24 protein-coding genes are annotated in these 26,767 nt (G+C 62.8%); 11 read left to right on the forward strand and 13 right to left on the reverse strand.

What is annotated here, in order from left to right:
- Positions 1 to 5 precede the first annotated feature (5 nt).
- On the reverse strand, positions 6 to 380 hold the full coding sequence (locus HH213_RS25425; protein ID WP_110847856.1) for a flagellar protein FlaG: 375 nt from the start codon (positions 378 to 380) through the stop codon (positions 6 to 8).
- Positions 381 to 475: 95 nt separating this feature from the next.
- Here HH213_RS25425 and HH213_RS25430 point away from each other — a divergent pair, with 95 nt between their 5' ends.
- Positions 476 to 1,954 carry a pyridoxal phosphate-dependent decarboxylase family protein gene (locus tag HH213_RS25430; protein ID WP_229263153.1) on the forward strand — a complete coding sequence of 493 codons (1,479 nt, stop codon included), beginning with the start codon at positions 476 to 478 and terminating at the stop codon, positions 1,952 to 1,954.
- The gene (locus tag HH213_RS25435; protein WP_169114102.1) at positions 1,951 to 3,165 is read left to right on the forward strand and encodes an ATP-grasp domain-containing protein; all 1,215 of its coding nucleotides are present in this window, start codon (positions 1,951 to 1,953) and stop codon (positions 3,163 to 3,165) included. The genes HH213_RS25430 and HH213_RS25435 overlap by 4 nt, the downstream gene beginning before the upstream one ends.
- On the opposite strand, the gene HH213_RS25440 is transcribed toward HH213_RS25435, so the two are convergent.
- The 4 genes from HH213_RS25440 to ygfZ are packed head-to-tail and all read right to left on the reverse strand — an operon-like array spanning position 3,154 to position 6,011.
- A complete protein-coding gene (locus tag HH213_RS25440; protein WP_169114103.1) occupies positions 3,154 to 3,975 on the reverse strand; it encodes a hypothetical protein in 822 nt (273 codons plus the stop codon). The genes HH213_RS25435 and HH213_RS25440 overlap by 12 nt on opposite strands.
- The gene (locus HH213_RS25445; RefSeq protein WP_169114104.1) at positions 3,972 to 4,715 is read right to left on the reverse strand and encodes an NRDE family protein; all 744 of its coding nucleotides are present in this window, start codon (positions 4,713 to 4,715) and stop codon (positions 3,972 to 3,974) included. The genes HH213_RS25440 and HH213_RS25445 overlap by 4 nt, the downstream gene beginning before the upstream one ends.
- Positions 4,706 to 4,993, reverse strand: a complete 288-nt coding sequence (locus HH213_RS25450) for a DUF4936 family protein (RefSeq protein WP_169114105.1) — start codon at positions 4,991 to 4,993, stop codon at positions 4,706 to 4,708. The genes HH213_RS25445 and HH213_RS25450 overlap by 10 nt, the downstream gene beginning before the upstream one ends.
- 1 nt (position 4,994) lies before the next feature.
- The gene (gene ygfZ / locus HH213_RS25455; RefSeq protein WP_169114106.1) at positions 4,995 to 6,011 is read right to left on the reverse strand and encodes a CAF17-like 4Fe-4S cluster assembly/insertion protein YgfZ; all 1,017 of its coding nucleotides are present in this window, start codon (positions 6,009 to 6,011) and stop codon (positions 4,995 to 4,997) included.
- A gap of 156 nt (positions 6,012 to 6,167) precedes the next feature.
- Here ygfZ and mltG point away from each other — a divergent pair, with 156 nt between their 5' ends.
- Genes mltG through HH213_RS25475 form a run of 4 tightly spaced genes read left to right on the forward strand, consistent with a single transcriptional unit; the run spans position 6,168 to position 9,208 of the window.
- The gene (mltG, locus tag HH213_RS25460; RefSeq protein WP_174864433.1) at positions 6,168 to 7,157 is read left to right on the forward strand and encodes an endolytic transglycosylase MltG; all 990 of its coding nucleotides are present in this window, start codon (positions 6,168 to 6,170) and stop codon (positions 7,155 to 7,157) included.
- A gap of 6 nt (positions 7,158 to 7,163) precedes the next feature.
- Positions 7,164 to 7,769 carry a dTMP kinase gene (gene tmk, locus HH213_RS25465; RefSeq protein WP_169114107.1) on the forward strand — a complete coding sequence of 202 codons (606 nt, stop codon included), beginning with the start codon at positions 7,164 to 7,166 and terminating at the stop codon, positions 7,767 to 7,769.
- 16 nt (positions 7,770 to 7,785) lie between these two features.
- Positions 7,786 to 8,814, forward strand: coding sequence for a DNA polymerase III subunit delta' (locus HH213_RS25470; protein WP_169114108.1), 1,029 nt, complete (start codon positions 7,786 to 7,788; stop codon positions 8,812 to 8,814).
- 10 nt (positions 8,815 to 8,824) lie between these two features.
- Positions 8,825 to 9,208 (forward strand): PilZ domain-containing protein, encoded by a 384-nt coding sequence (locus tag HH213_RS25475; protein WP_174821652.1) that lies wholly within the window; start codon positions 8,825 to 8,827, stop codon positions 9,206 to 9,208.
- Here HH213_RS25475 and HH213_RS25480 read toward each other — a convergent pair.
- Positions 9,196 to 9,732: a DNA-binding protein gene (locus tag HH213_RS25480; RefSeq protein WP_110847863.1), complete on the reverse strand. Its 537-nt coding sequence runs from the start codon at positions 9,730 to 9,732 to the stop codon at positions 9,196 to 9,198. The two genes, HH213_RS25475 and HH213_RS25480, sit on opposite strands and share 13 nt — an antisense overlap.
- Before the next feature lie 12 nt (positions 9,733 to 9,744).
- Positions 9,745 to 10,950 carry a cation:proton antiporter gene (locus HH213_RS25485; protein WP_110847864.1) on the reverse strand — a complete coding sequence of 402 codons (1,206 nt, stop codon included), beginning with the start codon at positions 10,948 to 10,950 and terminating at the stop codon, positions 9,745 to 9,747.
- A 151-nt stretch (positions 10,951 to 11,101) separates the two neighbouring features.
- On the opposite strand from HH213_RS25485, the gene HH213_RS25490 reads away from it, so the two are divergent.
- Positions 11,102 to 11,881, forward strand: coding sequence for a TatD family hydrolase (locus HH213_RS25490; RefSeq protein WP_169114109.1), 780 nt, complete (start codon positions 11,102 to 11,104; stop codon positions 11,879 to 11,881).
- Between the two features lie 17 nt (positions 11,882 to 11,898).
- Positions 11,899 to 12,540 (forward strand): ankyrin repeat domain-containing protein, encoded by a 642-nt coding sequence (locus tag HH213_RS25495; RefSeq protein ID WP_229263154.1) that lies wholly within the window; start codon positions 11,899 to 11,901, stop codon positions 12,538 to 12,540.
- Between the two features lie 130 nt (positions 12,541 to 12,670).
- Here the strand turns inward: HH213_RS25495 and HH213_RS25500 are convergent, their stop codons facing one another.
- The gene (locus tag HH213_RS25500; protein ID WP_169114111.1) at positions 12,671 to 14,233 is read right to left on the reverse strand and encodes a DUF3300 domain-containing protein; all 1,563 of its coding nucleotides are present in this window, start codon (positions 14,231 to 14,233) and stop codon (positions 12,671 to 12,673) included.
- A 93-nt stretch (positions 14,234 to 14,326) separates the two neighbouring features.
- Positions 14,327 to 15,130 carry an alpha/beta fold hydrolase gene (locus tag HH213_RS25505; protein WP_169114112.1) on the reverse strand — a complete coding sequence of 268 codons (804 nt, stop codon included), beginning with the start codon at positions 15,128 to 15,130 and terminating at the stop codon, positions 14,327 to 14,329.
- A 160-nt stretch (positions 15,131 to 15,290) separates the two neighbouring features.
- Here HH213_RS25505 and HH213_RS25510 point away from each other — a divergent pair, with 160 nt between their 5' ends.
- Positions 15,291 to 16,211: a class I SAM-dependent methyltransferase gene (locus tag HH213_RS25510; RefSeq protein ID WP_169114113.1), complete on the forward strand. Its 921-nt coding sequence runs from the start codon at positions 15,291 to 15,293 to the stop codon at positions 16,209 to 16,211.
- On the opposite strand, the gene HH213_RS25515 is transcribed toward HH213_RS25510, so the two are convergent.
- A complete protein-coding gene (locus HH213_RS25515; protein ID WP_169114114.1) occupies positions 16,212 to 17,978 on the reverse strand; it encodes a tetratricopeptide repeat protein in 1,767 nt (588 codons plus the stop codon).
- A 136-nt stretch (positions 17,979 to 18,114) separates the two neighbouring features.
- On the opposite strand from HH213_RS25515, the gene HH213_RS25520 reads away from it, so the two are divergent.
- A complete protein-coding gene (locus tag HH213_RS25520; RefSeq protein ID WP_169114115.1) occupies positions 18,115 to 18,312 on the forward strand; it encodes a hypothetical protein in 198 nt (65 codons plus the stop codon).
- Here HH213_RS25520 and HH213_RS25525 read toward each other — a convergent pair.
- Positions 18,309 to 19,394, reverse strand: coding sequence for a phospholipase A (locus HH213_RS25525; RefSeq protein WP_110847870.1), 1,086 nt, complete (start codon positions 19,392 to 19,394; stop codon positions 18,309 to 18,311). The genes HH213_RS25520 and HH213_RS25525 overlap by 4 nt on opposite strands.
- A gap of 192 nt (positions 19,395 to 19,586) precedes the next feature.
- Between HH213_RS25525 and fusA the strand changes: the two genes are divergently transcribed.
- Complete coding sequence (fusA, locus tag HH213_RS25530) at positions 19,587 to 21,698, forward strand: elongation factor G (RefSeq protein WP_169114116.1); 2,112 nt, start codon at positions 19,587 to 19,589, stop codon at positions 21,696 to 21,698.
- On the opposite strand, the gene HH213_RS30335 is transcribed toward fusA, so the two are convergent.
- Positions 21,695 to 22,090 carry an Hpt domain-containing protein gene (locus HH213_RS30335; protein ID WP_229263155.1) on the reverse strand — a complete coding sequence of 132 codons (396 nt, stop codon included), beginning with the start codon at positions 22,088 to 22,090 and terminating at the stop codon, positions 21,695 to 21,697. The two genes, fusA and HH213_RS30335, sit on opposite strands and share 4 nt — an antisense overlap.
- Positions 22,063 to 26,727 (reverse strand): hybrid sensor histidine kinase/response regulator, encoded by a 4,665-nt coding sequence (locus tag HH213_RS25535; RefSeq protein WP_229263156.1) that lies wholly within the window; start codon positions 26,725 to 26,727, stop codon positions 22,063 to 22,065. The genes HH213_RS30335 and HH213_RS25535 overlap by 28 nt, the downstream gene beginning before the upstream one ends.
- Positions 26,728 to 26,767 lie beyond the last annotated feature (40 nt).

Consider the following 26,767-nt stretch of genomic DNA (forward strand, 5'->3'; position numbering starts at 1 on the left):
GAGTACTATGCCTTGCTATTAATCAGCAGGCCTTTCATGCTGTTGAGGTTCTTGGCAATTTCCAGCGATTCCTCGGACGGAAGCTGACGCAAGACCTGCTTGGTTTCAGTATCGATCACCTTGACCACCGACAGGCCACTGTGGTCGTCTATACTGAACTCTACCTCACTATTGTTTTCGAGGAAACGATTTATAGCGTCAACCGATTTTTTTAACTCAGATTTACTTGGAGTTTTCAACGCAGGATCGTCTTTACCGGCGACAATAGATTGTGCGGCTGCTATATCCGTATTTTTGTCCAGGGCAGGCAAGGGCAACACCGCCCACGTGGCGGTGGTGGTGGGTAGCGAATCTAATCGGTTGATGCTGCTCGTGTCCATGCTGGTTGGGTTCCTCCGTTCGCGCGGGAGATTTGCTTTGGATAAAATGCCCCGCTACTGGCATTAACGGCAGGTCTGAAGAAAAATTGAGTCACATGGCAAAAAAAACGCAAGAAAATTTCGCTGGGCCACTGGAACCGGCAGATTGGCAGCAATTCCGCACGCAGGGCCACCGCATGCTGGACGATATGTTCGACTACTTGCAAGGCATCCGCCAGCGGCCGGTGTGGCAGCCAGTGCCGGACCAGGCCCGCGCCGCCTTCCGCAACCCGCTGCCGGCGCAGGGTAGCGATTTGGCCGATGTCCACCAGCAATTCATGGACAATATCCTGCCGTATGCAATCGGCAATACCCATCCCGGCTTCTTCGGCTGGGTGCATGGCGGCGGCACCGCGGCCGGCATGCTGGCCGAGATGCTGGCCGCCGGCCTCAACGCCAACTGCGGCGGCCGCGACCATATCCCGATAGAAGTCGAGCGCCAGGTGGTGCGCTGGATGGCCGAGTTGTTCGGCTTCCCATCCTCGTCCTCGGGCCTGTTCGTGACCGGCAGTTCGATGGCCAATATGATTGCGGTGCTGGTGGCGCGTTACCGCGCACTGGGTCGCGAAGTGCGCAGCCACGGCATTCCGCCCAAGCGCCAGCTGGTGGCGTACGCTTCGGCCGGCGCCCATGGCTGCATCGCCCAGGCCATGGATCTGGCCGGCCTCGGCAGCGCCAACCTGCGCAAAATCCCGATGAATGCGCGCTTCCAGATGGATATCACGGCGCTGGAAACCGCGATCACCGCAGACCGCCAGGCCGGCTTGCAGCCGTTCTTTGTGGCGGGCACGGCGGGCACGGTCGATGTCGGCGCGATTGACGAGTTGCCGCTGCTGGCCGCCATCGCCGAGCGCAACGGCCTGTGGTTCCACGTCGATGGCGCGTATGGCGCGCTGGCGGCACTGTCGCCTGAGTTGCGGCCGCTGCTGGACGGCATCGAACTGGCCGATTCCATCGCCTGCGATTTTCACAAGTGGGGCCAGGTGCCGTACGACGCCGGATTTATCCTGGTGCGCGATGGCGAGATTCATCTGGATACCTTCGCCAGCCGCGATACTTACCTGCGGCGCGATGAACGCGGCATGGCGGCCAATTCGCCATGGCCATGCGATTTTGGCCCCGACCTGTCGCGCTGCTTCCGCGCCTTGAAGACCTGGTTCACCTTCCAGGTCTTCGGCGCCGAGCGCATCGGCCAGGTGATTTACGAAACCTGCTTGTTGGCGCGCTATCTGGAAGAACGCATCCAGGCGCAGCCGGAGCTGGAATTGCTGGCGCCGGTAGCGCTGAACATCGTCTGCTTCCGCCACCGCGCGGCGGGACACGCGGATATCGACGCCTTCAATGCCGCGCTGATCGCCGACGTGCAGGAGTCCGGCATTGCGGCTCCCTCCGCTACGACGGTACGCGGCAAGCTGGCGATCCGCGCCGCCATCGTCAACCACCGCACCGGCCAATCAGACATCGACGCGCTGCTCGCTGCAGTGCTGCAATTGGGCGCCACGCGCCTGTCCCTTACCAACACGGAGTCCGCATGACATTTGACGCAAGCACTATCGGCCAGCACAACGCCCCGCTGATCGGCGTCGCCCCTCTGATGCGCCGCGCGTTTGCCGGCGAGGATCTGTCGCCCATCGGCCAAGTGCTGCTGGAGCGCGCCCAGACCTATCCCAATGATGCGCACGCCTACATGGATTTCTCCACCGTGCTGCAACTGACCGGCAACCGCGACGACGCGCTGGCGGTGCAGGCGGAAGCCATCATGCTGCAACCGCATTACACCATTCCCGCCGCATCGCCAGGCCTGACGCTGCTGGTGCTGATGGGGCCGGGCGATCTGATGGCCAACACGCCGGTCGAATTCCTGGTGGAAGACAGCGACGTCACGCTGGAGCTGCTGTACCTGCGCGCCGACGAAGACTTCCCGGAACAGGTGCCGGACCACGACGTGATGCTGGTGGCGGTGGCGGAATCGGAAGCCAACCAGCCGCTGCTGGAACGGCTGATCGACTACACCAGCGACTGGCCGCGGCCGGTGATCAACCGTCCAGCGCAACTGCGCGCGACTTCGCGTGACGGCTTGAGCGCAGCGTTGCGCGGCCTGCCAGGCGTGGAAATGCCGGTCGCCGTGCGTACTGGGCTGAGCACGTTGAATGCGATTGCCGCCGGCACCCAGGCGATCGATAGCTTGCTGCCGGATGGCGGCTTTCCGATCATCGTTCGGCCGTTGGGTTCGCATGCCGGCACCAATCTGCAAAAGATCGACACGCCGGCTGCACTGGGTCAATACCTGCTGGAAGTGGAAGGGCCGCAGTTCTACGTGTCGCGCTTTGTCGACTATCGCGGCGCCGACGGCCTGTTCCGCAAATACCGTATTGTGCTGATCGAAGGCAAGCCGTACATCTGCCACTACGCGATTTCGCAGAACTGGATGATTCACTACCTGAACGCGGGCATGACCGAAAGCGCCGAAAAACGCGCCGAGGAAGCGGCCGAAATGGCGCGCTTCGACCAGGGGTTCGCGTTACGCCACCAGGCCGCGCTGCAAGCCATCGACCAGCGCATGGGCTTGCCTTATCTGGGCATCGACTGCGCCGAAATGCCGAACGGCGACCTGCTGATCTTCGAGGCCGACAACGCCATGATCGTCCACTCGATGGACCCGGAAGATATGTTCCCCTACAAAGCGCCGGCCATGCGCAAGGTGTTCAAAGCCTTCCGCGAACTGCTGGCCAAATCAGTGGGCTAACTTCAGCCTCTCGGAAAGCACGCGGAATTTGACTGCCGGCACGAGGAAGCAGAATGGTTGGCAGTTGGCGTTTAGCTGGCGCAGTAATGGGCAAGTGACTTCGCCTATCGGCTCCAGCGGTTGCACTTCCGAAAGTTGGATGGGCAATTCGATTTTCGACACCGCCAGCGCGTCGTTGCGGGCCACGTGGGCGATGGCGATGTCCTGGCAGGCGAGGAATTCGACCGCGCTGTGCCAGTCGGTGAACTGCGGTGGCGCTGTTTTGGTGGCGGCTATGCGTACCGCGCTCTGCAACGCCGGTGCGCTGCCGTCGCCGGGAACGATTTCGGTTTTGAAGACATTGCCGGCCGCCGCGTGGCGGAAGCTCGCAGGATAGTGGCTTTGCAGCGCGTCGCTGAATATGCGTGTGCCCATCGCGTGCAACGGATTGCTCAACACATTCTTCAGAAAAATGACTTGGCCGGGACGCTCCGAATACAGGCGCCAGTTGCTTTGCAGCGGAGACGGCATCATCCTTCTCAAGCCGCCCAGGAACGCCGGGCCGAAATGTCCGTGGCGGTAGGTCAGTATCGTGAACGGCGTCTTGCCGTCTCGCTGCCACAGCACATGGCCGGCTGGCGCCAAGCCCTGCGCAGCGTCGACATCTACCATCCAGGTCAGATAGACCACATCGGTGACATCACTTTCCAGTTTCAGAAACGGCAGCCGCCGCATCACGGCGTGCCGGAGGTTGGCCAGACCGACGGAGTTGGCCAGACTGCCGAGTATTCGGCCAAAAGCGCCGGGAAAGGGATGGCGGTACCGATTCAATGAATCAGCACCTCATGTAACGTGGCGGGGGCGTCGGCGTAGAGTTTGACGACGGTCGAGGTGCGGGTGCCGTAGCCGGGGCTTTCGATGCGGACGGCGGACAGGACGCGCTCCAGTTCCAGCGGCACGCCGGTTTCCGGCAGACGCTGGTCGGACGCTGGCGTGGTATCGGACAGCATCTCGAAGAAGGCTTCTTCCGGCGCGCCGAGGCACAGCAGGCTGGCGAACTGGGCTTTGGTCTTGAGGACCTTCGGCCACGGCGCATCCAGCAGCGCGTTGGACAGGCCGTAGATGCCGGCTTCCAACGGCTGGCCGTTGCGCGGATCGTGGTCGCCTTTATTGGAGTACCAGATCAGCGTGTCGCGGTCGCCCAGCACCAGGTTGAAGCCGTTGTACTGGTCGGCCCTGGCGCGAATGGCGGCGACGTATTCCTGTGGCGTCATGCTGCCGGCCAGGTAGTCGGCCACCAGATGGCCGCGCGACGGCGCATCGTCCTTGTGTTCGGACGGTGCGCGGATGTTGGTGATGGCGGCAAAGCGCGACGGCCCGCCGTCGACACCCGGCTGGGTGATGCCCATCCAGCTGCCGCCGGCCTGCAAGTCGCGGCCGGCGTAGATGTGCGGATGTTCGGGCCACGGACCGGCTGGCGCGGTGGCGCGCTGGTAGTATTCATCGCGGTTGGCGGCGGCAATCAGCGGCACCGCTGGCACCACCTGCCAGGCAAAGACAATCAGGCACATGGGACGACATCCATAAAAACTTCCGTGTGGCGCAGGCCGGTGGTGAACTGGTCCACCCCGGCCTGGGCGACGGCGTCGTGCAGCGCCGCCGCAAAACCTTCCGGCACGGACGGATAGACTTCCATCCATGTCTGCATGTCTTCCTTGGTGTCCGGACGGCGCTTGAGCTGGCCCGTCACGCCGTGGTGCCGGGCCAGGTTCGCCTGCATCGGCGCGACTGCCGCCAGCAAGGACGCCGCGTCGCTGTCCTTGACCTTGTAGTAGATGTAGAGATCCATGCTAGAGATCGAGCGGTTCCAGCACATACGGCATGGCCAGGAAGCTCAAGGCCGTGCCTTGCGCCGAGCCCAGTCGCACGGACGCCGCTTCGATGGCCGCCAGCTTCATTTCCACCAGCGCGTCGACGCCGCCCTGACCGTTCGGCGCGGCGTTGACGATCATGCCGCAAGGCTGTTCCGGATCGGCCGTCGCAAACACTTCCATGCCGGCTGCCGCCGTCGGGTCCGGTATGCTGACCAGCGTTGTGCGGCGCTTGAGCTTGCCCAGATACTGGCTGCGGGCGACGATTTCCTGGCCCGGGTAGCAGCCTTTCTTGAAATTGACGCCGCCCAGCAGCTCGTAGTTGATCATCTGCGGCACAAACTGTTCCTGCGTCGCCTTGCTGATGTGCGCCACGCCGGAATGGATTTCCGACAGGTGCCACGCGTCGTTGCTGCCGACGCTGAGCTTTTCCGCCAGTTCCGGCACCACGGTGGCGGCAGTTTCGGCCGACATCAGCCACTGGTAGCGCGGCGCGCCGAAGACGTCGGCCACGCGAATCAGCGTGCCAAGTGGATGATCGAGCTTGGCGAACGGTTTGGCAGGCAGCGTGTCGAACCAGGTTTGCAGCGTGGTTTCGGCCATGCCGCCGCCCAGGCCCAATACGACGTGATTGGCCGGCAGTTCGGACGCGTCGCTAAGCTTGGTCTTGGCGCGCAGCACAAACATCGACAGGCGCTTCTGGATCGCCGGCTGGATGTCGCGGGCCAGTTGCAGGAAGATAGTTGATTCGTTGCGCCACATCAGGAACGAGGCCAGCATGCGGCCTTTCGGCGAACAGTAACCCGCCAGGCGCGCTTCGCCCTGGCCGAGGTGTTCGACGTCGTTGGTCAGTTGCGTGTGCAGGAAGTTGGCGGATTCCTCGCCATCCAGCGCGATCAGGCCGAGGTCGGTGATGGGGGCGACAAAACCGACTGCCAGCTGCGTGGTGGTCAGCGGGACGGCCTGCTGCGTTAAAAGTTCATTCCAGGAAGGCATAATTTTCAATCTTTTGACGGTGAAAGCATTATCATTACGGGCTCATTATAGTGATGTCGCGCCGATCGCGTCGGACGCGGCACAAAACATCGCACTGGCGCACCGGGTCAGGAACTGGCAAGCTGTGCGACTTGATCCAATCAGATGGCTTTAATAATGGCTTTTATCAAAAAAATAATTAGTCTGTGTGTCGTGCTGGCCATCGTTGGCGGCGGGTATTTCATTTACTGGTCGCAGAATCCGATTATCCCGGCCGATGCCGAAGCGATCGACTTCACCATTACGCCCGGCAGCGGCGCGCATGCGGCCGGCCAGCAGATCGCCGAAGCGGGCGTGCCGATCCAGCCCTTGCTGTTCAACCTGCTGGCGCGCGCCACCGGCAAGAGCAGCAAGCTGAAAGCCGGTTCGTACGAACTCAAGCCCGGCTCGACGCCGCTGCGCCTGATCGACCAGCTGGCGCGCGGCGAGTTCGCGCAGGAGCAGCTGACCATTATCGAAGGCTGGAACTTCCGCCAGATGCGGGCCGCCATCGCCGCTCACAAGGGACTCAAGCATGACACCGTGGCGCTGTCCGACACTGAGCTGATGACCGCGATCGACGCCGACTACAAGCAGGCCGAAGGGCTGTTCTTCCCGGATACCTATCTGTTCGCCAAGGGGTCCAGCGACCTGCAGATCTACAAGCAGGCGCACGCCATCATGCTGACCCGCCTGGCCGACGCCTGGGCCAAGCGCGATCCAGCGCTGCCGTACAAGAATCCGTATGAGGCGCTGACCATGGCCTCCATCGTCGAAAAGGAAACCGGCCAGAAGTCGGAGCGCGCCATGATTGCCGGCGTATTCGTCAACCGCCTCAAGCTGGGCATGCTGCTGCAGACCGATCCGACCGTGATCTACGGCATGGGCCTGAAATATGATGGCAAGATCCGCAAAAAGGATCTGGAGACCGACACCCCTTACAATACCTATACGCGCGCCGGCTTGCCGCCGACCCCGATCGCGCTGCCGGGCGTGCAGTCGCTGATGGCGGCGCTGTCGCCGGCCAAGACCGCCGCGCTGTATTTCGTCTCCAAGGGCAACGGCACCAGCCAGTTCTCGGACAACCTGAACGACCACAATCGGGCAGTCAACCAGTATCAACGATAAGAGTAAATGGGTAAATTCATCACCTTCGAAGGCATCGACGGCGCCGGCAAGTCCACGCACATTGCCTTCGTCAGCGATTACATCAAGCAGCGCGGCGTCGAGCTGGTCAGCTCCCGCGAACCGGGCGGCACGCCGCTGGGCGAAAAACTGCGCGAGATCGTGCTGCACGAAAAAATGCATCTGGAAACCGAAGCCTTACTGGTGTTCGCCAGCCGCCGCGAACACCTGGCGCAAGTCATCGAACCGGCGCTGGCGCGCGGCGCCTGGGTCATCTCCGACCGGTTTACCGATTCCAGCTTCGCCTACCAGGGCGGCGGCCGCGGCATGAGCCTGGCCAAGCTGGACGCGCTGGAGCAGTGGGTGCATCCCGAGCGGCAGCCGGACCTGACGCTGTTGTTCGACGTGCCGCTGGACGTGGCGCGCGCGCGCCTGGATGCCACCCGCGAACTGGACAAGTTCGAGCAGGAAAAGAGCGACTTCTTCGCTGCCACCCGCACCGAGTACCTGCGCCGCGCGGCCGAGTTCCCGCAGCGCTTCCGCGTGATCGACTCGACCCGGAGCATCGCCGAGATACAGCAGCAAATTGCCGCGATCCTGGACGCGTTCTTTTGAAATAGAATACTGAATAATGAGTCATTCCATCTACCCGTGGCAGGAATCGTCGTGGCAGCAGCTGCAAACGCTGCGCCCGCGCATGCCGCACGCCATCCTGTTCCACGGCGCCGCCGGGATAGGCAAGGCCGATTTCATCGAGCAATTCGCGCAAGGCCTGCTGTGTGAGAACGTGCAGCCGGACGGCCATGCCTGCGGCACTTGCGCGTCGTGCGGCTGGTTCTCGCAGCACAATCATCCGGATTACCGTCGCGTGCGGCCCGAGTCGATGGAGGATGAACCGGCCGCCGACGAGGAGGGTGAGGGCGAGAGCAAGAAGGCCGCCAAGTCGAAGACGCCGTCCAAGGAAATCAAGATCGAGCAGATCCGCGCACTGGCGGATTTCATGAATATTTCCACTCACCGCCAGGGTTTGCGGGTGGTGGTGCTGTATCCGGCCGAAGCGCTGAATACGCCAGCCTCCAATGCCTTGCTGAAGACGCTGGAAGAGCCGCCGCCGGGCACCGTGTTCCTGCTGGCGTCCAATAGCCTGGACCGGTTGCTGCCGACCATTTTGTCGCGCTGCCGCAAGTTTGCTTTGCCGATGCCGAACCACGCCGAAGCGCTGGCCTGGCTCAAGGAGCAGGGCGTGCCGGATGCCGACAGCTGGCTGCGCGAGCAGGGCGGCGCGCCGCTGGCGGCGATGGCGCAGGCGGAAGCCGGCAGCCGCGAGGAGCTGGAAACGCTGCTGCAACTGCTGGCACATCCAAGTGTGGAAGGCGCGTTGAAAGTCGCCGACAAGTTGCAGAAAGTGCCACTGAGCGGCCCCGCGTCCTGGTTGCAGCGCTGGCTTTACGATGTGTTTTCGTACAAACTGGCAGGTAACATCCGGTATTATCCGCGCTACCAGAAAGAGCTGGCCAGCCTGGCCGACAAGATTCACGTCAGCCGTCTGCTGGCAGCAATCAAGAGCGCGAACGAACGCCGCGCGACGGCCGATCACCCGCTGTCGCCCAAGCTGTTTTTGGAAGAGATGCTGCTGGATTACGCCAGCTGCTGCGCCTGAAAGGTAAGGAATGTCCGCTGCCAGCCCACTCGACCCGAACACCGTGCCCATGACGCCACGGCCGACGGTGCTATCGCTGGCAATCAAGGAAAAGGCCGCGTTGTACGCGGCCTATATGCCGTTCCTGAAAAACGGCGGCATGTTCGTGCCGACCCAGAAACCGTACAAGCTCGGCGACGAGATTTATCTGATCCTGGCGCTGATGGACGACCCCAACAAATACCCGATCGCCGGCAAGGTCGCCTGGATCACGCCGCCCGGCGCGCACAACAACAAGGCGCAGGGCATCGGCGTGCATTTCCCGGATGACGAGAGCGGCCAGCGCGCCAGGCTGAGGATTGAAGAAATCCTCGGCGCCGCGCTGCGCTCGTCACGCGCCACTCACACCTTGTAGTGGATCGGCCGGCTGTCGACGTCAAACACCGACGAGCGGCCGCCGGACAGCACCATGCTGAAGGCCGTGCTGTCGTTCAAGCCGCCACGCGAACTGGCGTACAGGTGGCTGAAGTTGCCGAAGCCATGATCGTGCGGCTGGCTGGCGTAGGCGTCGATTTCCAGCTCGTCCACGCGTAATTGCAGCCGCTCGACTGTTTCTCGTAACGCGGCCAGCTCCTGCTCCTTTTCCTGCATGGCCAGCTGATGCGCGGCGTACAGCGCGCGGTAGCGGCGTTCGGCATCATCGTGCAACTGGCCGGCCAGTTGTTCCACCATCACTTGCAGGCTGCGCGCCGTGTCGTCCCGCTTGATGCCGGGCTGGCCGTCTTCGTCGCTCAGTTCCTTCAGATGGCGGTGAATGGTCGACTTCGAGCCGGTACCCAGCGCGGCCCGCACCGCATCGACGGACGGATAGCGTCCCTCGGCCAGCAACTGGTCGCGGCTGGCCTTGACTTCCGATTTGCTCAATCCTATGCGTGCCATGGTCTCTGTCTCCTAACTTGCCTGGCCAACCAGCCCGCGATTCTGTGCACGGTGCAGCTTGGGGTGGACCAGAGGGATGGTCAGCATGGTGCTGCCGACCGCCATCAACAGGAGCGCGGTGAACGTCTCGCTGGTGATGATCTGCTTGTCCAACAGGATATTGGCGAACACGATTTCGATCAAGCCCTTGGATTGCAGCAGCCAGCCGATGATCGAGGCTTCGCCATCCTTCCATTTGAGGATCTTGCCGGCCATGTGCGCCGCCGCCAGCTTGCCCCCCACTGAGGCCAGCAACAGCAGGCCGGCGACGAAGAACACGGAATAGCCGCCCATGTCCCACTTGGTGCGCAGCCCAGTGCTGAGGAAAAATACCGGCATCAGGATCAGCAGCACGTTCTTGAACATGGCGTCGAGTGCTTCCTGGCCGAACCAGTCGGCGTCCATCACCACGCCGGCCAGGAAGGCGCCGACCATGAAGTGCAAGCCGGCCCAGTCGGCGCCAAAGGAGCAGGCGATGAGCCAGATCAGGGCCACGGCCCAACGGTCGTTCTTGTTCAGGCGCACCATCAGGCGGCGATAGGCGAAGGTCAGGATGGCGAAGGCGGCCAGGAAGCCGGCCTGGCGGCCGACGCGTTCCCAATCCAGCATCAGCAGCGCCAGCACGCCCCAGATGGCGACGTCGTCCAGGCTGGCGTAGCGCAGCAGGCGCTGGCCCATCGGCTGGCGCAGGATCTCCAGTTTTTCCAGCAGCATCACCAGCACCGGCAGCGCGGTCACGGCGCAGGCCATGCCGGTGCCGATCAGGAATTGCCAAGGAGCGGCTTTGGCGCCGATCCAACCCTGGTAATTCAGCAGCAGCAGGGCGGCGCCGCAGCCGAACAACAGCGGCATGCCCAGCGACAGACCGGCGGTGGTCATGCTTTCGCGGCGATATTGCCAGGTTTTCTTCAAGTCCAGTTCGACGCCGGCCAGCATCACGAACAGGATCACCCCCCACATCGAGACGCCGTTGAGGGTTTTGACGACGTCCGGATTGAAGACGAACTTATGGTAATCGGGGAATAGGTTGCCCATGACGCCAGGGCCGAGGATGACGCCCATGATGATCTGGACTACCACCAACGGCGCAAAATAATCGGTTTTCAGCAGCCGCCAGAACAGATAAGGCACGGCGAAGATGAGCAGCATCGCCAGCAGAAAGATTTCGCTAGTGTTCATAAAGTCTCCGTATTTTTTATTTTGTGTAATGTAATTACATACCGCTGAGCGATACTAACTTGCCAATATTAAAAATGAAAGCGTTTTCTTGCGGCGCAGTGGTATCGATTCCACAAAAGGACTGGCCGGCGTGATCAGGTACAATCGCAGCATGTATATCGACTCTCATTGCCACATCAATTTCCCTGAGCTGGCCGCTCGCATGCCTGAGATTCTCGCCAAGATGGCGGAGAACCAGGTCACCCACGCGCTGTGCGTGTCGGTTGACCTGCCGGACTTTCCGCAGGTGCTGGCGCTGGCCCATCAATATCCGCATATCTACGCCTCGGTCGGCGTGCATCCGGACTATGAAGACACGCCGGAACCGTCGGTGGAACAGCTGGTGCAACTGGCGGACGATCCAAAAATCATCGCCATTGGCGAGACCGGCCTCGATTACTTCCGTCTGGAAGGCGACCTGGAATGGCAGCGCGAGCGCTTCCGCACCCATATCAAGGCGTCGCGGATTGCCCGCAAGCCGCTGATCATTCACACCCGCAGCGCTAGCGAGGACACCATCCGCATCATGCGCGAAGAGGGCGCCGGCACCGAGGCGGGCGGCGTGGCCGGTGTAATGCATTGCTTTACCGAGTCGCTGGAAGTGGCGCGCGCGGCCATTGAGATGGGCTTCTATATTTCCTTCTCGGGCATCGTGACGTTCAAGAGCGCCAAGGATTTGCAGGCGGTGGCGCTGGAATTGCCGCTGGAGCGCATTCTGATCGAGACCGATTCGCCGTATCTGGCGCCGGTGCCGTTCCGTGGCCGCATGAATGAGCCGGGTTTTGTGGCGCATGTGGGCGAATACATCGCCAAGTTGAAGGGCGTGTCGGTGGAACAGGTGGCTGAGCAGACGACGGCCAATTTCCGCACACTGTTTAACGTGCCGGCATGATGCGGCGCCGGATTGCTTTGCTGGCTTTGGCTGCGTTTGCGGCCCGTCCGGCGTTTGCTGCCGAGCAGAGCGACGATGAGGTCGAATTCTTCCGTGCGGCGCAGCTGGATGGCGCCGAGCGCGTGAAGAAGATGCTGGCGCGTGGCGTCAATCCGAATGCGCGCGATTCCAACGGCGAGACTGGCCTGATTGTGGCAATGCGCTATGAGGCGCTGAATGTGGCGCGAGTGCTGATGGCCCAGAAAGGCATCGACCTGGAAGCCAAGGCGCCCAATGGCAACACGGCGCTCATGATGGCCGCTTTTCGCAAGAACAAGACGGCGCTGCTGGAATTACTCAAGCGCGGTGCCCAGGTCAACCAGAAGGGCTGGACGGCGCTGCATTACGCAGCAGCATCCGGCAGCGTGGAAATCACCACCATCCTGCTCGATAAGTACGCCTATATTGATGCCGAAACGCCGTCCGGCATGACGCCGTTGATGATCGCCGCCCGCGAGGGGCAGGAAGAGGTCGTCGAACTCTTGCTAAATCAAGGCGCCGACGCGACGCTGAAAGACGGCGGCTTCCACTTGACCGCCGCCGGTTTTGCCGAGAAGGCTGACAAGCCTTGGATCGCCAAGACTATCAACGCCTTCCTGGCGAACAAGAAGCCGCGCTAGCCGTGGTGCTCGTGCTTGTCATGCTGCTCTTGATGGGCGGCCTGCTCGTGCCGTGGCGCTTGCCGTTGCTCGTGGCTCGGCTGCGGAGGACCGGCGGGGCGGGCCTGCATGGCTGGCGCTTCCTGGTGCATCACATGAGCCTGCGCGCGCTCGGGGGATTGGCGTCCTGATGCGGCATTGCCGCGTGTGCGGCGCCCGCGTCCGCGTGCATGGCCGGCGGCTGGCGTGATGCCATCTGCTGGCGCTGCTGCTCGTGCTGCTCGTGCTGTCGCTGCTGCTGCTGCTGAGCGGCCTGACGCTGCGCCATGTTGTGCTCTTGCTGTCGTTGTTGCTGTTGCTGAGCCTGTTGGTGCTGCTGTACCGCTGGGTTATGCTGTTGCGCACTCAGCTGGTTAGCCATATTCGCCGACCCGTGCTGCTGCGCTGGCTGACGTTGCTGCATTGCCTGCGGCATGTGCATCGTCGACGCCCCGTGCGGCTGCATCTGCTGCGCCATTTGCGGCGGTTGTCGGAAATCCGGCTGTCCCGCGCCCTGCGGTCCCGCGCCGTGTTGCGCCGCCATCATCGGCGGACGGGCGCCGGGCACTGCATCGTGATGCGTAAAGTGTGGCATGGTCATCGGTCCGGACGGATGGGGCTGCATCGCCATCGGCCCGGCTCCTCGCGGCTGCATCGGCATTGGCGGCGGGCCTGCGGGACGCATTGGCGGCTGCGCATGCGCGGCCAGTGCACCGCCGCGCGGGCCGTAGTTATTGACCGTGACCGATTTGCTTATGTACGTGTTGTTGTTGTACACCACCGCCGGCCGGTGCCAGCCGCCACCCCCATGTGCGGGCCCGCCCCAGTTCACGCCCCACGAATTCCAACCATAGTCATGGTGATGGCTGAACGCAGCGCCCACCAGCACACCGATGCCAAACGTGATCGCGCCGGTCGTTACCAGATCGCTGCCGACATATGCAGGTTCGCGATAGCGCCAACCCGGATACACCGCCACCGGCTCGCCATACACCACGGTCGGGTTATATTGCGGCACGTAGACCACGTCCGGCTCGGCCGGCTCGATGATGATGGTTTGCGGAGGTGGCGGAATCACTGCCGGCCCGGCATACACCACCTGGTCCGGCGGTGGCTCATCGATGTAGTCTGGCGGCGGCGTCGCCCGAAGCGTGGTCGATACCCGCAGCTTCGGCGTGGTCTTCAGATTGCCCGCCTGTTGCGCGCGTTGCCGCATCACCTGGATGGCGTTCATCACATCGTTCGGATCGTTGGCATAGGCCTGGCCGAGCGAGGTGGTCCACTGGGGATTGGCGGCCATCTGGTCCAGCACGCTGGGGAAGGCGGTCAGCGACTTGACGCTGACATCCCACGGTTGATTGGCTTCGGCCGATTGCAGCGCATCGCCCTTGAGCGATGGATTCTGCGCCAGCCACTGGTCGGCCTTGCTGATCTGCGCCGGATAGGTGGCGCCGGCCAGTACTTGCCCCACCAGCTTGTCAGGGAACAGGGCGATCGGCGCGACCATCTGCGACAGCTGCTCCGCAGTAGGCGGTGTGTACGGTTGCGCAGGTTGCGCTGTTGGGGCGAGCGCGACCTTGGGTTGTTGCGGGTCCACCGGCTTGTTGCAGCCGGCCAGCGTCAACAGGCTTAACAGCAGCGTCGACGACATCAGATGTTTTGCTTGAGCGGCCATGATGGCTTCCTTCCTCGCTAATCGTTGAGGCTAGGTTAGCAGGCGGCCGCCCGCCAAGCTGTTACCTGTTGTAACGTGCGCGAGGTAGCTAACTCAAGCGCCGATATGCAGCAGGTAATCCTCGATGAGGTCGGAACTTGGCGTCGGCGAACTCATATGCGGACAATGGCCGACATTGTTGATCACCGCCAGCTGGCTGTTGGCCAGGTGCCGGTGCAGGTAGTCGCCCACCTCGCGTGGGGCGATCAGGTCGTCGCTACATTGCAGAATCAGCGCCGGCACGGTCGATTTTTCCACCTCGGCGCGGTGGTCGGCGGTAAAGGTCACGCGAGCGAAGTGACGCGTGATCTCCGGATCGTTCTTTGAAAAGCGCGTCAGCAGCTCTTCCTGCAGGATAGGCTGGCGCGGCGCACCCATGATCACTGGCGCCATGCGCCTGATCCAGCTGTCATAATCAATTTCCATCAGCTGCAGCAGACCATCGATGTCTTCCGCATTGAAGCCGCCCACGTAATCGCCGTCGTTGATGTAGCAGGGCGACGGGCTCACCATAATCTGCGCGGTAAATTTTTCCGGCGACATGATGGACGCCAGCATGCCGATCATGGCGCTGACGGAATGGCCGATAAACACCACCGGCGCCTTGGCGTACAGGTCGATCACGTCGAGAATGTCTTCCGCATGGCCGTACAGCGTGCTGTACTTGTCGCGGTCGTAGGCGCTCAGGTCCGAACCGCCGCTGCCGGTCAGGTCCATCAGCACCACCCGGTAGCGGCCGAGAAACGACGGGTAGATGAAACGCCACATCTGCTGGTCGCAGCCATAGCCATGGACGAACATGAGCGTAACCGGGCCGTCGCCGTGACAGTGGACATTATTGCGAAACTGGATGGACATGGTATCTCCGAAGCGAATCGCCGCTAGTATAAGCGCAATAATGTTTAATGGTTAACCGCAGAGCACTAATTGAATTGGCGGGTATTTGCCTCCCAGTTCCCAGCATAGGACATCAACAATCTTAACGATAATGTCCTCAGCGCATCTACCAAGGACCACCATGCTCAACGAACGCGAAATCGAAAGCTGCTATCTGGGGCAGTTCATTCCACTCCACTACCATCACAATATGCTGATGGACCAGAACCGCATGCATCCCTTCAAGTCGGCGATCGCGTATGCGGTCAAGCCTGGCGCCAAGGTGCTGGAGCTGGGTGGCGGCACTGGCGTGTTGTCGTGGTTTGCGGCGTCGCAGGCGTCCAAGGTGTATTGCGTCGAGTTCAATCCGGACATGGTGAGGGAAGCGCGCAAGTTTCTGGCGCTCAATCCGAACGGCGACAAGGTCGAGGTGATCCACGCCGACGCCTTTGAATACCTGCCGCCGGAGCCGGTCGATGTGGTCATCTGCGAGATGCTGCACGTCGGCATGCTGCGCGAAAAGCAGGTCGAGGTGATCGAATCGTTCAAGCGCCGTTATCTGGAGCGTTTCGGCGGTCCGCTGCCGATCTTCCTGCCGGAAGCCGTGATCATGGCGGTGCAGCCGTTACAGCAGGAGTACGACTTCGAAGGCTTCTACGCGCCGATTGTGCAATTCCAGGAAACCACGGTGATTTATCCAGGCACGGTGGAAATGGCGCCGCCGGCCGTCTACAGCATCATCGACTTCAACCAGCCGAACGAACTGGTCTATTCGTGGCAAGGCAAGTTTGTGGTTGAGCGCAACGGCGAAATCAACGCCATGCGCTTTGTTACCAAGAACATCCTGCAAGTGGTGCAGGAGCGTTCCAGCACCATCGACTGGCTGATGGGCTACATGACGCTGCCGCTGGCGACGCCGATCAAGGCGCGCGAAGGCGACGTGCTGCAAGTCAGCTTCCAGTACCGCGCGGGCGGCGCCATTCCGTCGCTGCAAGCGTCACTGCAAGCCGAAGTGCTGTACGAGGCCGCGCTGCAACCGCAGCGCGTTGCCGCCTTCGCCTAATTAGCGGCTGCCGCCAAACGTCGACTGCAAGGCTCTGTCCGGATTGGTCGGATTGACGCTTTGCTGGTCGAGGTAGCTGCGCGCCTTCTTCAGCCCGGCGTTACGCTCGATATCCTGCATCACCGTCGCCGTGGCGATGGTCCATTCTCTGAACGCCGTGCCGGCCGCTGGCTGCACGCGCATCTCGGCCAGCAGCTCGTCCTTGCCGACGCCGGCGGCCAGTTTGCCCAGCCAGATTTTTGCCCATGCCGACAGTTCCGGCTCGCGGATGTTATGCGCCATCAGCTTGAGGGCGTTGCGGGCATGCGCCTTGTCGCCCGCATAGGCATAGGCCAGTGCGGCCGAGCGGGCCAGCGTGGTGACTTCATGGCCGTTGTTGAAGGCGACGATGGCGGCGGCCAGTGTGTCGTCGTCCGGCGGCTGGCCCGATTGTATGCCGGCCTGGTACAGCGCGTAGGCGGCTTCGGCCGATTTCGGGTCCAGATTCAGCGACTGCCCCAGACTGTTGCGGGCGGCATCGAGTTGCGACAAACGCAGTTGGGCCTGGCCCAGCAGGTATAACACTTCGGCGCTGGCGCCCGGCTTTTTGGCCGCCGCGCCCAAGTAAGGCAGCGCGTCCTTCGGATTACCCCAGTCGATCTGCGCGCGGCTCAGCACCAGCTGGGCATAATCGTTGGATGGGTAATTGGCTGCCCCGCGCGCGGTCTGGCGCAGCAGCGCTTCGCCGGCCGGGCGGGTAGGGCAGGACTTGAGCGCCGACTCGGCCAGCACGAATTCTCCCGATGATTGCGGCAGAGTTCTGAAATCCATGACGGCGGCCGGCAGGTCCGGCACATCCACCTGCAGCACCTTGATCGAGGTATTCCGGTAGCGCCACATCTCTTTGCCGAGATCACCGGTCTTGATGCCATACGCTTGCTCGAACGCCTGCGGGATCGGCGTGTCGCGGTACACGGCCGCCAGATAGTTGACCAGCTTGTTGCGGTTGTCGTCGGAAGACAGCATGTAATGCGTCAGCAGCCACGAGCGGGCGGCGAATTCCAGCTTGATGCCGGCTTTTGACATATTGCCGATGGCGCGCGTGTCGTTCTGCTCCAGAATGTCCTTGTAGTCGAGGTAGTAGGTATTGCCGTCGTCGAGGAAGGACAGGTAGCGGTTGACGTTGAGCGGCGCGCGGCCTACCAGCATCTGCGTGTCCGAGAAGCGCGCGCTGGCGAAATACTGCGCCAGGCCCTCGATGAACGAGGTCGGCGCGCGCACATCGGTATAGCGGTAGATGAAGTGGCGGGTGTACGCCTCGAACAGATAGGACAGGCTCTCGCTCTGGTCGACCTTGGGCAGGTGTAACTGCTCCGGCCGCTCCAGCTTGCTCAGTTGAACGCCGAAGCCTTGCACGCCCGCAGTGCAGCTGCTGTACAGGCCGATGGCGTCGGCTGGCTGGTCGTTGGCCAGGCCGTCGAGATCGTTGGCGCTGTCGTGGTAATAGAACGTCAGCTTGGGCTCGTTGCCGGTGGCTTTCAGGAAGGGCTTGGTGTAGACCCGCAGCATCTGGTGCAGCTTTTCCAGCTGGTTGAGCAGCAAGGCGACTTCGTCATTGCTGGTGTCGGAATACACGATGACATGCTGGCTTTCCACCCGGAACCAATCCGACGCATGACGCTGGCCGGCGACCGTGACGCTGGGGGCGGCCGATGCCGGCTGCTGGGCGTGCGCGTCCAACAGGCTGGCGCTGATAAGCAGCGCGGCCAGATACCACGATGTATGCATGAGCTACTCCGTTTGTCCCCTGAAACCGACGATTGATCGGCGTTTTATGCAGCTGGTCGCACCAGGATTGCGTGTGCGGCACTGCTCTATTAGAGTGACATTATAGACAATAAATTAACCGTATCGGGAGCTTCTCATGCTGAGTTTTCTACTGTGGCTGGCGTTGCTGTTCTTTTGCTGGCCGCTGGCGTTGCTGGCGCTGGTGTTATATCCGATTCTGTGGCTGATAACGTTGCCGTTCCGGCTGATCGGCATCGGCGTCGAAGGCGTGTTTGAACTGCTGCGCGCCGTCGTCATGCTGCCAGCGCGCATCCTGGGTGGTAATCCTCGTTAAAACTTGACCAGGAAGCCGGCGCCGACCGACTTCTGCGAATAGTTGTAATCGATCAGGCTCTGGCCGTAGCCGCTGAACACCTGCACGTAACCGTTCAGGTTGGCCACCACAGGGAAGGCCCAGCCGGCTTGCAACGCGCCGTGACCGGTCGAGATATTGCGCCGCGCCAGCAGCGACAGCTCGTGGCCGTCGAAGCGGTAGGTGGCGCGCACGTCGCCATGGCCCATGTAATCGGTGATGTCGATGTTGTCGTTGTCCGAACGGGCGTTGTCGAGGCGCTTCCACAGGCGGAACGAGACGCCGAACTTGCCTTTTTCCGCTCCCACTTCCGCATAAATCCGGTTCCAGCTGCGCGACAGCGTCGAGGTCTGGCCGTTCGACTGGTGGTTCAGCGCCAGCGTCAGATAGCGTACGTCCAGAATACCCAGGTCCAATGCCAGCGGCGTGGTCAGCATCAGCTCAGGCTGATAGTTGGTTTCGCGGAACGGGCTGGAGGCAGCGCGGTTGTACGCTTGCCAGAAGCTGTTCTGGGTGTAGCCAAACCACAAATCCACCGGCGTACTCAGCAGCTGCTCGATCATCTTCATCTTGAAACTGATCTGGTAAGTCAGCTCCACGTGCTTGGATTTGATGCCGCCCGGCGTAAACTCGTCAAAAGGCGTATCGTTGGAGCTGGTGCTGTAATTGGCGAGTAACAAATAGCTGGGACGATGAGGGCGGAAATTGAACACACCGCGTTTGGACGAGCGGTCCAGTTCCCATTCCTGCACCATGCGCGACACGGTATCCTCGGGCGCAATGGTGGTCAGTGCGGCCACCTTGGGCGATACGTTCGGCTCCGGCGGCGGCGCGGCCGGCTGCGTGCGGGCCGGGGCATCGGCCGAAGCGACGGTGCCATTGTTGGCATCGGCGGCCGGCGCGACGATGGCGTTTTCGCCGGCTTTTTGCACCACCGGCGCGTTTTTGGCCAGGCCGTCGTAACAGGCGAGGCGCGCGCTGGCGTCGCCCAGCACCGAGCAGCGTTCGAGACGCAGCTCGACGTCGGAGACCTGGGCCTGGGCTAAAGCCAGAGCCGGGGCCATGCCTAAAGTAAGTAAAAGAGTCGTTTTGGTTGATGCGCGCATGCAGTGGGTCCAGGTGAGAGTTAAGCTATTTCAATAATGTTAGAGATTACATTAATTGCTATTCAACATGTCGCACGGTAACGGGCCCTTGAATTCGGCAACTATCGCCGCACTTGGGACTTCCGAAGCTGTATATCCAAGGAGATCGTAATGACCCGCAAGACCCCCATCGAGCGTTACCGCAACATCGGCATCAGCGCGCACATCGACGCTGGCAAAACGACGACGACGGAGCGCATCCTGTTTTATACCGGAGTCAACCATAAAATCGGTGAGGTACATAACGGTGCCGCCACGATGGACTGGATGGAGCAGGAACAGGAACGCGGGATCACCATTACCTCGGCCGCCACCACCGCCTTTTGGAAAGGCATGGCCGGCAATTTCCCCGAGCACCGCATCAACATCATCGATACCCCGGGTCACGTCGACTTCACGATTGAAGTCGAGCGCTCCATGCGTGTGCTGGACGGCGCCGTGATGGTGTACGACGCCGTCGGCGGCGTGCAGCCGCAGTCGGAGACCGTGTGGCGCCAGGCAAACAAGTACAAAGTGCCGCGGATCGCCTTCGTCAACAAGATGGACCGCGTCGGCGCCGATTTCTTCCGCGTGCGCGAGCAGGTCGCCAATCGCCTCAAGGGCGTGGCGGTGCCGATTCAGGTGCCGCTGGGCGCCGAGGACAACTTCCACGGCGTGATCGACCTGGTCAAGATGCGCGCAATTAACTGGGATGACGAGACGCTGGGCGTCAAGTTCACCTATGAAGACATCCCGGCCGAGTTGCAGGCGGTGGCACAGGAGTGGCGCGACAAGATGGTCGAAGCCGCAGCCGAAGGCACGCCCGAACTGCTGGAGAAATACCTGGACGGCGGCGTGCTGACCGAAGAGGAAATCAAGACCGGCCTGCGCCTGCGCACCATCCGCAATGAAATCGTGCCGATGCTGGCCGGCAGCGCCTTCAAGAACCGGGGCGTGCAGGCGATGCTGGATGCGGTGATCGAATATCTGCCGTCGCCGGTGGATGTGCCGGCGATCGCCGGTACGGATGAAGCGGACCATCCCATCGAGCGTCATCCGACCGACGACGATCCGTTTGCTGCGCTGGCGTTCAAGATCATGACCGACCCGTTTGTCGGCCAGTTGACCTTCTTCCGCGTGTATTCCGGCGTGGTGAATTCCGGCGACACGGTCTATAACCCGACCAAGTCGCAGAAAGAACGCCTGGGCCGCATTTTGCAGATGCACGCCAACGAGCGCAAGGAAATCAAGGAAGTGTACGCGGGCGACATCGCCGCGGCGGTCGGCCTGAAAGGCGTCACCACCGGCGATACGCTGAGTTCACCGGATCATGTGATCGTGCTGGAAAAAATGATCTTCCCCGAGCCGGTCATTTCGCAGGCGGTGGAACCGAAGACCAAGGTCGACCAGGAGAAAATGGGCATCGCCCTGAATCGCCTGGCGCAGGAAGACCCGTCGTTCCGCGTGCATACCGACGAGGAATCGGGCCAGACCATCATGTCCGGCATGGGCGAGCTGCACCTGGAGATTCTGGTTGACCGCATGCGACGCGAATTCGGCGTCGAAGCGACCGTCGGCAAGCCGCAGGTGGCTTACCGCGAGACCATCACCAAGGTCGCCACCGATGTCGAAGGCAAGTTCGTCAAGCAATCGGGCGGCCGTGGCCAGTACGGTCACGTGGTGCTGACGCTGGAGCCGTTGCCGGCGGGCGGCAAGGGCTACGAGTTTGTCGACGCCATCAAGGGCGGCGTGGTGCCGCGCGAGTTCATTCCGGCGGTCGACAAGGGTATCCAGGAGACGCTGCGTGCCGGCGTGCTGGCCGGTTATCCAGTGGTCGATGTGCGGGCCACGCTGACCTTCGGTTCGTACCACGATGTCGACTCGAACGAGAATGCGTTCCGCATGGCCGGTTCGATGGCGTTCAAGGAAGGCATGCGGCGCGCCGGTCCGGTGCTGCTGGAGCCGCTGATGCAGGTCGAGGTCGAGACGCCGGAAGAGTTCATGGGCAACGCCATGGGCGATCTGACGTCGCGGCGCGGCATGGTGCAGGGTATGGATGAGATTCCGGGCGGCGGCGGCAAGATCATCCGCGCGTCGGTGCCGCTGGCCGAGATGTTCGGCTACTCGACCACGCTGCGTTCGCTGACCCAGGGCCGCGCGACTTACACGATGGAGTTCAAGCACTACGCTGAAGTGCCGAAACACATCCTGGACCAGATCGCCGTGTCCAAGGCGCGCGCTTAAAGCACCTCCGGGACCTCGGTCTCGGGTGTGGCCACTGCGCTGCGCGCGCTGGCCATGACGACGTCGAACTCGCTGACGAAGTCACGCAGCAAATCGGCCAGCGCCTGCGGTTCCGCCCGCAGGCGATCCTCCAGTGCTCCGGAGGTGGCAAACAGCTCGTTGGCCGACAGGTTGCCGGCCGCGCCGCGGATCTTGTGTACCAGATCCGCGGCGCGCGCGAGTTCGCCTGCATGGATGGCATCATGAATCTGCTGCACAGTCGATTCAAAATCGTGGGCGAACAGCCCCAGTAGCTGCACCAGCAGCGCGCCATGGCCGCCCAGGCGCTCCATGGCCGCCTGCATATCGATGCCCGCACGCGGCATCACCGGCATCCCGGCGCTGGCCGACACTGCCCCACTGCCGGCACTTCCGCCCCTGCGGCGCGACTCAAATCCGGCTGCACCCAGGTTGCCAGCACCGCATACAAGGTATCCGGGTCGATCGGCTTGGTGACGTAGTCATTCATGCCGCGCTCCAGGCAGCGTTCGCGGTAGCCGGCCACCGCATGGGCGGTCATGGCGATGATCGGCAGCGCCGCATGCCGCTCGTTCTTGCGGATCAGCGCCGTCGACTGGTAGCCGTCCATGTCCGGCATCTGGATGTCCATCAGCACCGCATCGTAACTTTCGGCGTCGATCATGCGCGCCGATTCTTCGCCACTGGCGGCCAGGTCGACCTTGACGCCGGCGCGTTGCAGGATCTCGCTGGCCACCTGCTGGTTGATCGAGTTGTCATCCACCACCAGCACGCGCGCGTTGCGGATGCGCTGGATCGCCAACGACGGCGGCGCGCTGCTGGCCGCCATCTGCTGGCTGGCCTCCAGTCCCAGCGCCGACAGCACGGCGTTGCGCAGTTGCTGCGGATTGGCCGGCTTGTCGAGGAAGGGCATGTTGCGGGTCTGCTCGATGACATCCTTGTCATGCTCGCGCGAGTAGGCCGTTACCATCAGCACCGCCGGCACTGCCGCCAGTTCGGCATCTTCGGCGATGCGGTGCAGCGTGTCGATGCCGTCCAGGTCCGGCATGTCGGCGTCGATCAGCAGCACGTCGTAGGGATCGAGCTGCATGGCCGCCACCGCCGCCGTGCCCGAACCGACCGCGCGCGCTTTCAATCCCAGCATGGCCAGCTGGATCTTCAGCATATGGCGGCTCGATTCGCTGTCGTCCACCACCAGCACCCGCTTCCCCTGCGCGGCCGGCGGCACTGGCTGCACGCGCGGCGACAGGTCGGTCGCCGCCTGCAAATGCACGGTGAAACTGAAGCTGCTGCCGACCCCAGGTTCGCTATCGACGCGGAATTCGCCGCCCATCTTGCGCACCAGTTGCTGCGAAATGGCCAGACCCAGGCCGGTGCCGCCGTACAGCCGCGTGGTGCTGGCGTCGGCCTGCGCAAACGCCTGGAACAGGCGCGCCTGCTGCTCGTCGCTGATGCCCAGGCCCGAATCCTCCACCGTAAAGCGCAGCACCAGCGGCGCGCCGGCCATCACGGTCGGGCTGCTCGCGTCCACCTCCACCCGCAGTTCGATGTGGCCGCGCGCCGTGAACTTGAGCGCATTGCCGACCAGGTTGACCAGGATTTGTCCCAGCCGCAGCGGGTCGCCCAGCAGGTTGGAGGGGACGTCCGGCGCGGCGCCGATCACCAGTTCCAGTCCACGCTCGGCGGCGCGCCATGCAAACAGGTCGGCAATCTGGTTCAGCGTATCGGGCAGGTCGAAGGGCAGGGCTTCCAGTTCCAGCTTGCCGGATTCGATCTTGGAAAAGTCCAGCACGTCGTTGATGATCTGTAGCAGGCTTTGGCCGGCGCGGCTGATCTTGCGGAAGTAGTCGAGCGGCTGCGCCGGCAGGTCGAGGTGGGTGCCGAGTCCCGCAAAACCGAGGATGGCGTTCATCGGCGTGCGGATTTCGTGACTGATATTGGCCAGGAATTCGCTCTTGGCGCGGGTGGCCGCTTCGGCGTTGGCACGGGCTTTCTCGATCATGCGCATGGCGCGCGCTTTCAGGTAGGCTGAGGTGAAGGGCTCTTTCAGCGCCTTCAACAGATCCAGGTCGCTTCCTTCAAACGTGGCCTGGTACTGGTAGTTTTCAAAAATCAGATAGCCCTCGACCTGGCCGTCGATCACCACCCGCACCGACAGCAGCGCGCACACATCGCCCGGCAGCGAGTTGGAATGGTGGACCTCGAAGATATCCGGCGCGATCATGCAGTCGGCCGGCGCGTAGCGCAGTTCCGCCTGACGCAGGTCGATGCGGTAGGCGTCGGCGGCGGCGTCGATGCGGCCCCAGGCCGCGCGCAGGCTGAGGGTGTCGGTGCCTTGTTCGCGCACCAGGGCCAGCGCCGAGTCGATGCCTTTGATGATGGTCGATTCATGCAGGATTGTGTGCAGCAGGGCGTCGAAGTCCATCTGTTCGTTGATGGATTTGACGATGGCATTCAGCTTCTCCAGGTGCTGTGTGCGCGAGTAGACCAGCGCCTGCAAAGCTTCCTGCTTGCGTTGCAGGTGCCGCACGCGCCAGCGCACCAGCGTCCACGCCAGCGCGCAGAAGACCAGCAAGTAGCCCAGCCGCGCCCACCAGGTCTGGTGCCAGGCCGGCAGCACGATCACGCGCAGCGTCAGCTCGTCGGCATTCCACAGGCCTTCGCGGTTACTGCCGCGCATGCGCAGGACATAGGAGCCCGGCGGCAGGTGGTTGTAGGAGGCGATACGCCGGCTGGCGTCAACCTCCTGCCAACGCTGGTCGAACCCTTCCAGTAGATAGGAGTAGCGGTTGCGCTGCGGCGCTGAATAGTCCAGCGCCGCCAGCTCCACTTCAAAGCTCTGGTTATCCGGTTGCAGCACCAGCGTCGGGCCATCCTTGGTCGCCATTTCGGACGGCGGCACCGAGCGCTGGTCCAGCCGCACGGCGCTGATTACCAGCGGCGGACGATACGACCAGTCGTTCAGGCGGCCCGGATAGACCACCGCCAGGCCCGAGGTGGCGCCGAACAGCAAATCGCGTTCCGCCGTGACGGTGCTGGCGCCGATAAAGAAGGTGCGAAACGGCAGGCCATCGGCGCGGCTCAGCGCGCGCGCCTTCAAGGTGCCGGAATCGATCACGGCGATGCTGTCCGAGGTGGCGGCCCACATGCGGCCGGAAGGATCGGATTGAAGGCCCATGATGGTGCCGGTGGTCAGCCCGGTGTTGGTGCCGAGCCGCTCGAACACCGGTTCGCCCAGCGCATCGCGCCCGGTCATGATGCAGATGCCGCCGCCGTAGGTGCCGACCCACAGCCGTCCGCGCCGGTCGATCACCAGGGAGCTGATGACCGCTTCCGACAGCGCATCCGGCTTGGCGGCATTGGCCTTGATCTGTTCCACCTTGCCGCTATCGGGGTCGAGGCGGTTGAGGCCATTGCGGGTCGCCACCCACAACGCGCCGTCGGCGTCGCCCAGCACCGCGTGAATGCGGTTGTCGGTCAGGCCGCCACCTTCCTGGGCACCCTGCACGTAATGCTGCAGCGCGCCGGTGGTGGGATTGTAGCGCAGCAGTCCTTCAAAAGTGCCCAGCCACAGTTCGCCCTTGCGCACGAGGATGGTGCCGGTGCGTGGATAGGGATTGGCCTGCGGCAGCGGCACACGACGTACGGCGGTGCCGTTTTTACTGGTCCGGTAAAGGCCGAGCTGAGTGCCGATCCAGGCTTCGCCGGGCTCCGCCTCGGCCATCGCCAGCACCATGCGGTTGGGTAGCGCGGTTTCCGGCTTGTGCGGATCGGGGCGTAGCGCGGCACGTCGCACGCCGCTGGCCGGCACGATGTCGATGCCCTGGTCGGCCAGGCCGATCCAGACGTCGCCGTGGCTGTCGCTCATCAGCGCCGAGATGCTGGCTTCCTGCGCGCCTTCGGCGCCGAATACCGCGTCGATCGCGTCGCTGTGCGGATCGTGAATGTCGACCCCGCGCTCGGTGGTGACCCAGATCATGCCGCTGCGGTCGCGCAGCAGGGCGGCGGCGCGGTCGTTACTGAGGCTGAAGGACACCGCCGGCTGGTGCAGGATGCGCGTGCCGCGGCCGACGTCGGTGCGGTATTCGATCACGCCGCCGCCGTAGGTGCTGGCCCACCAGGTGCCGGGCACCGTCTCCACCACCGCCAGCACCATATTGGCCTGGGCGTCCTTGATGCCGGGCAGCGCGACGATGCGGCCGGTGCCGGCGCCCGGATCGATGACGCCGATGCCGCTCTTCAGCGTACCGAAGGCGATCTGGCCGCGCTGGTTCTCGCCCAGCGCCAGCACGGCGTCGCTCCAGGCGCCGGGTTTCTCGCCGCTGATGGTGATGGTGGAGATGGCGCCGCCGGGCTTCATGCGTGACAGGCCACTGGCGCTGCCGATCCACAGTGTGCCGGCGCGGTCCGTCAGCAGGGCGCGGATCTGGTTGTCCGGTAGGCCGGGCATGTCTTCGTGGCTGTAGCGGCGGATGGTGCAGTTGACGGTGTCGTAGTATTTCAGGCCATCGGCGGTGCCGATCCACAGATTGCCTTTGCTGTCGCTTGTAATGGCGCTGACCGCGCCGCGACTCAATTCATCAAGCGGGCGGATGAAGCTTTCGGTGTGCTTGTCGTACATGGCCAGGCCGGCGGCGGCCATGCCCACCCATAGGCGGCCGCTGACGTCGGTGTGCAGCACCTGAATAAAGTCGCCCGGCAGGCTGGTTGGTTGTGCGGGGTCGTGATGGAAGCTACGCGTGCGATAGCCGTCCCAGCGTGCCAGGCCGCTCTGGGTGCCGATCCAGATATAGCCATCGCCGTCCTGCGCCATGGTCATGCCCACCGCGTGCGGCAAGCCCTGATCCAGTCCGAGATGCTCGAACAACGGTGTGGAAAGCGCCTTCCAGCGCTGCGGGCTGGCGCCGGCTGCGCCGCACACGGCCAGCCAGGCCGCCAGTACAAGCATGGCCGTGCGCAGCCAGCGGGCGACTGCTGCCGGAGCGGGAGAGATGGGTGCGTGATCGTTCAAAATCAGGGCGCGCTCCTCTGGTTGGTGAAACAAGCATACG

Source organism: Duganella dendranthematis, from assembly GCF_012849375.1.
Lineage (GTDB): Bacteria > Pseudomonadota > Gammaproteobacteria > Burkholderiales > Burkholderiaceae_D > Rugamonas > Rugamonas dendranthematis.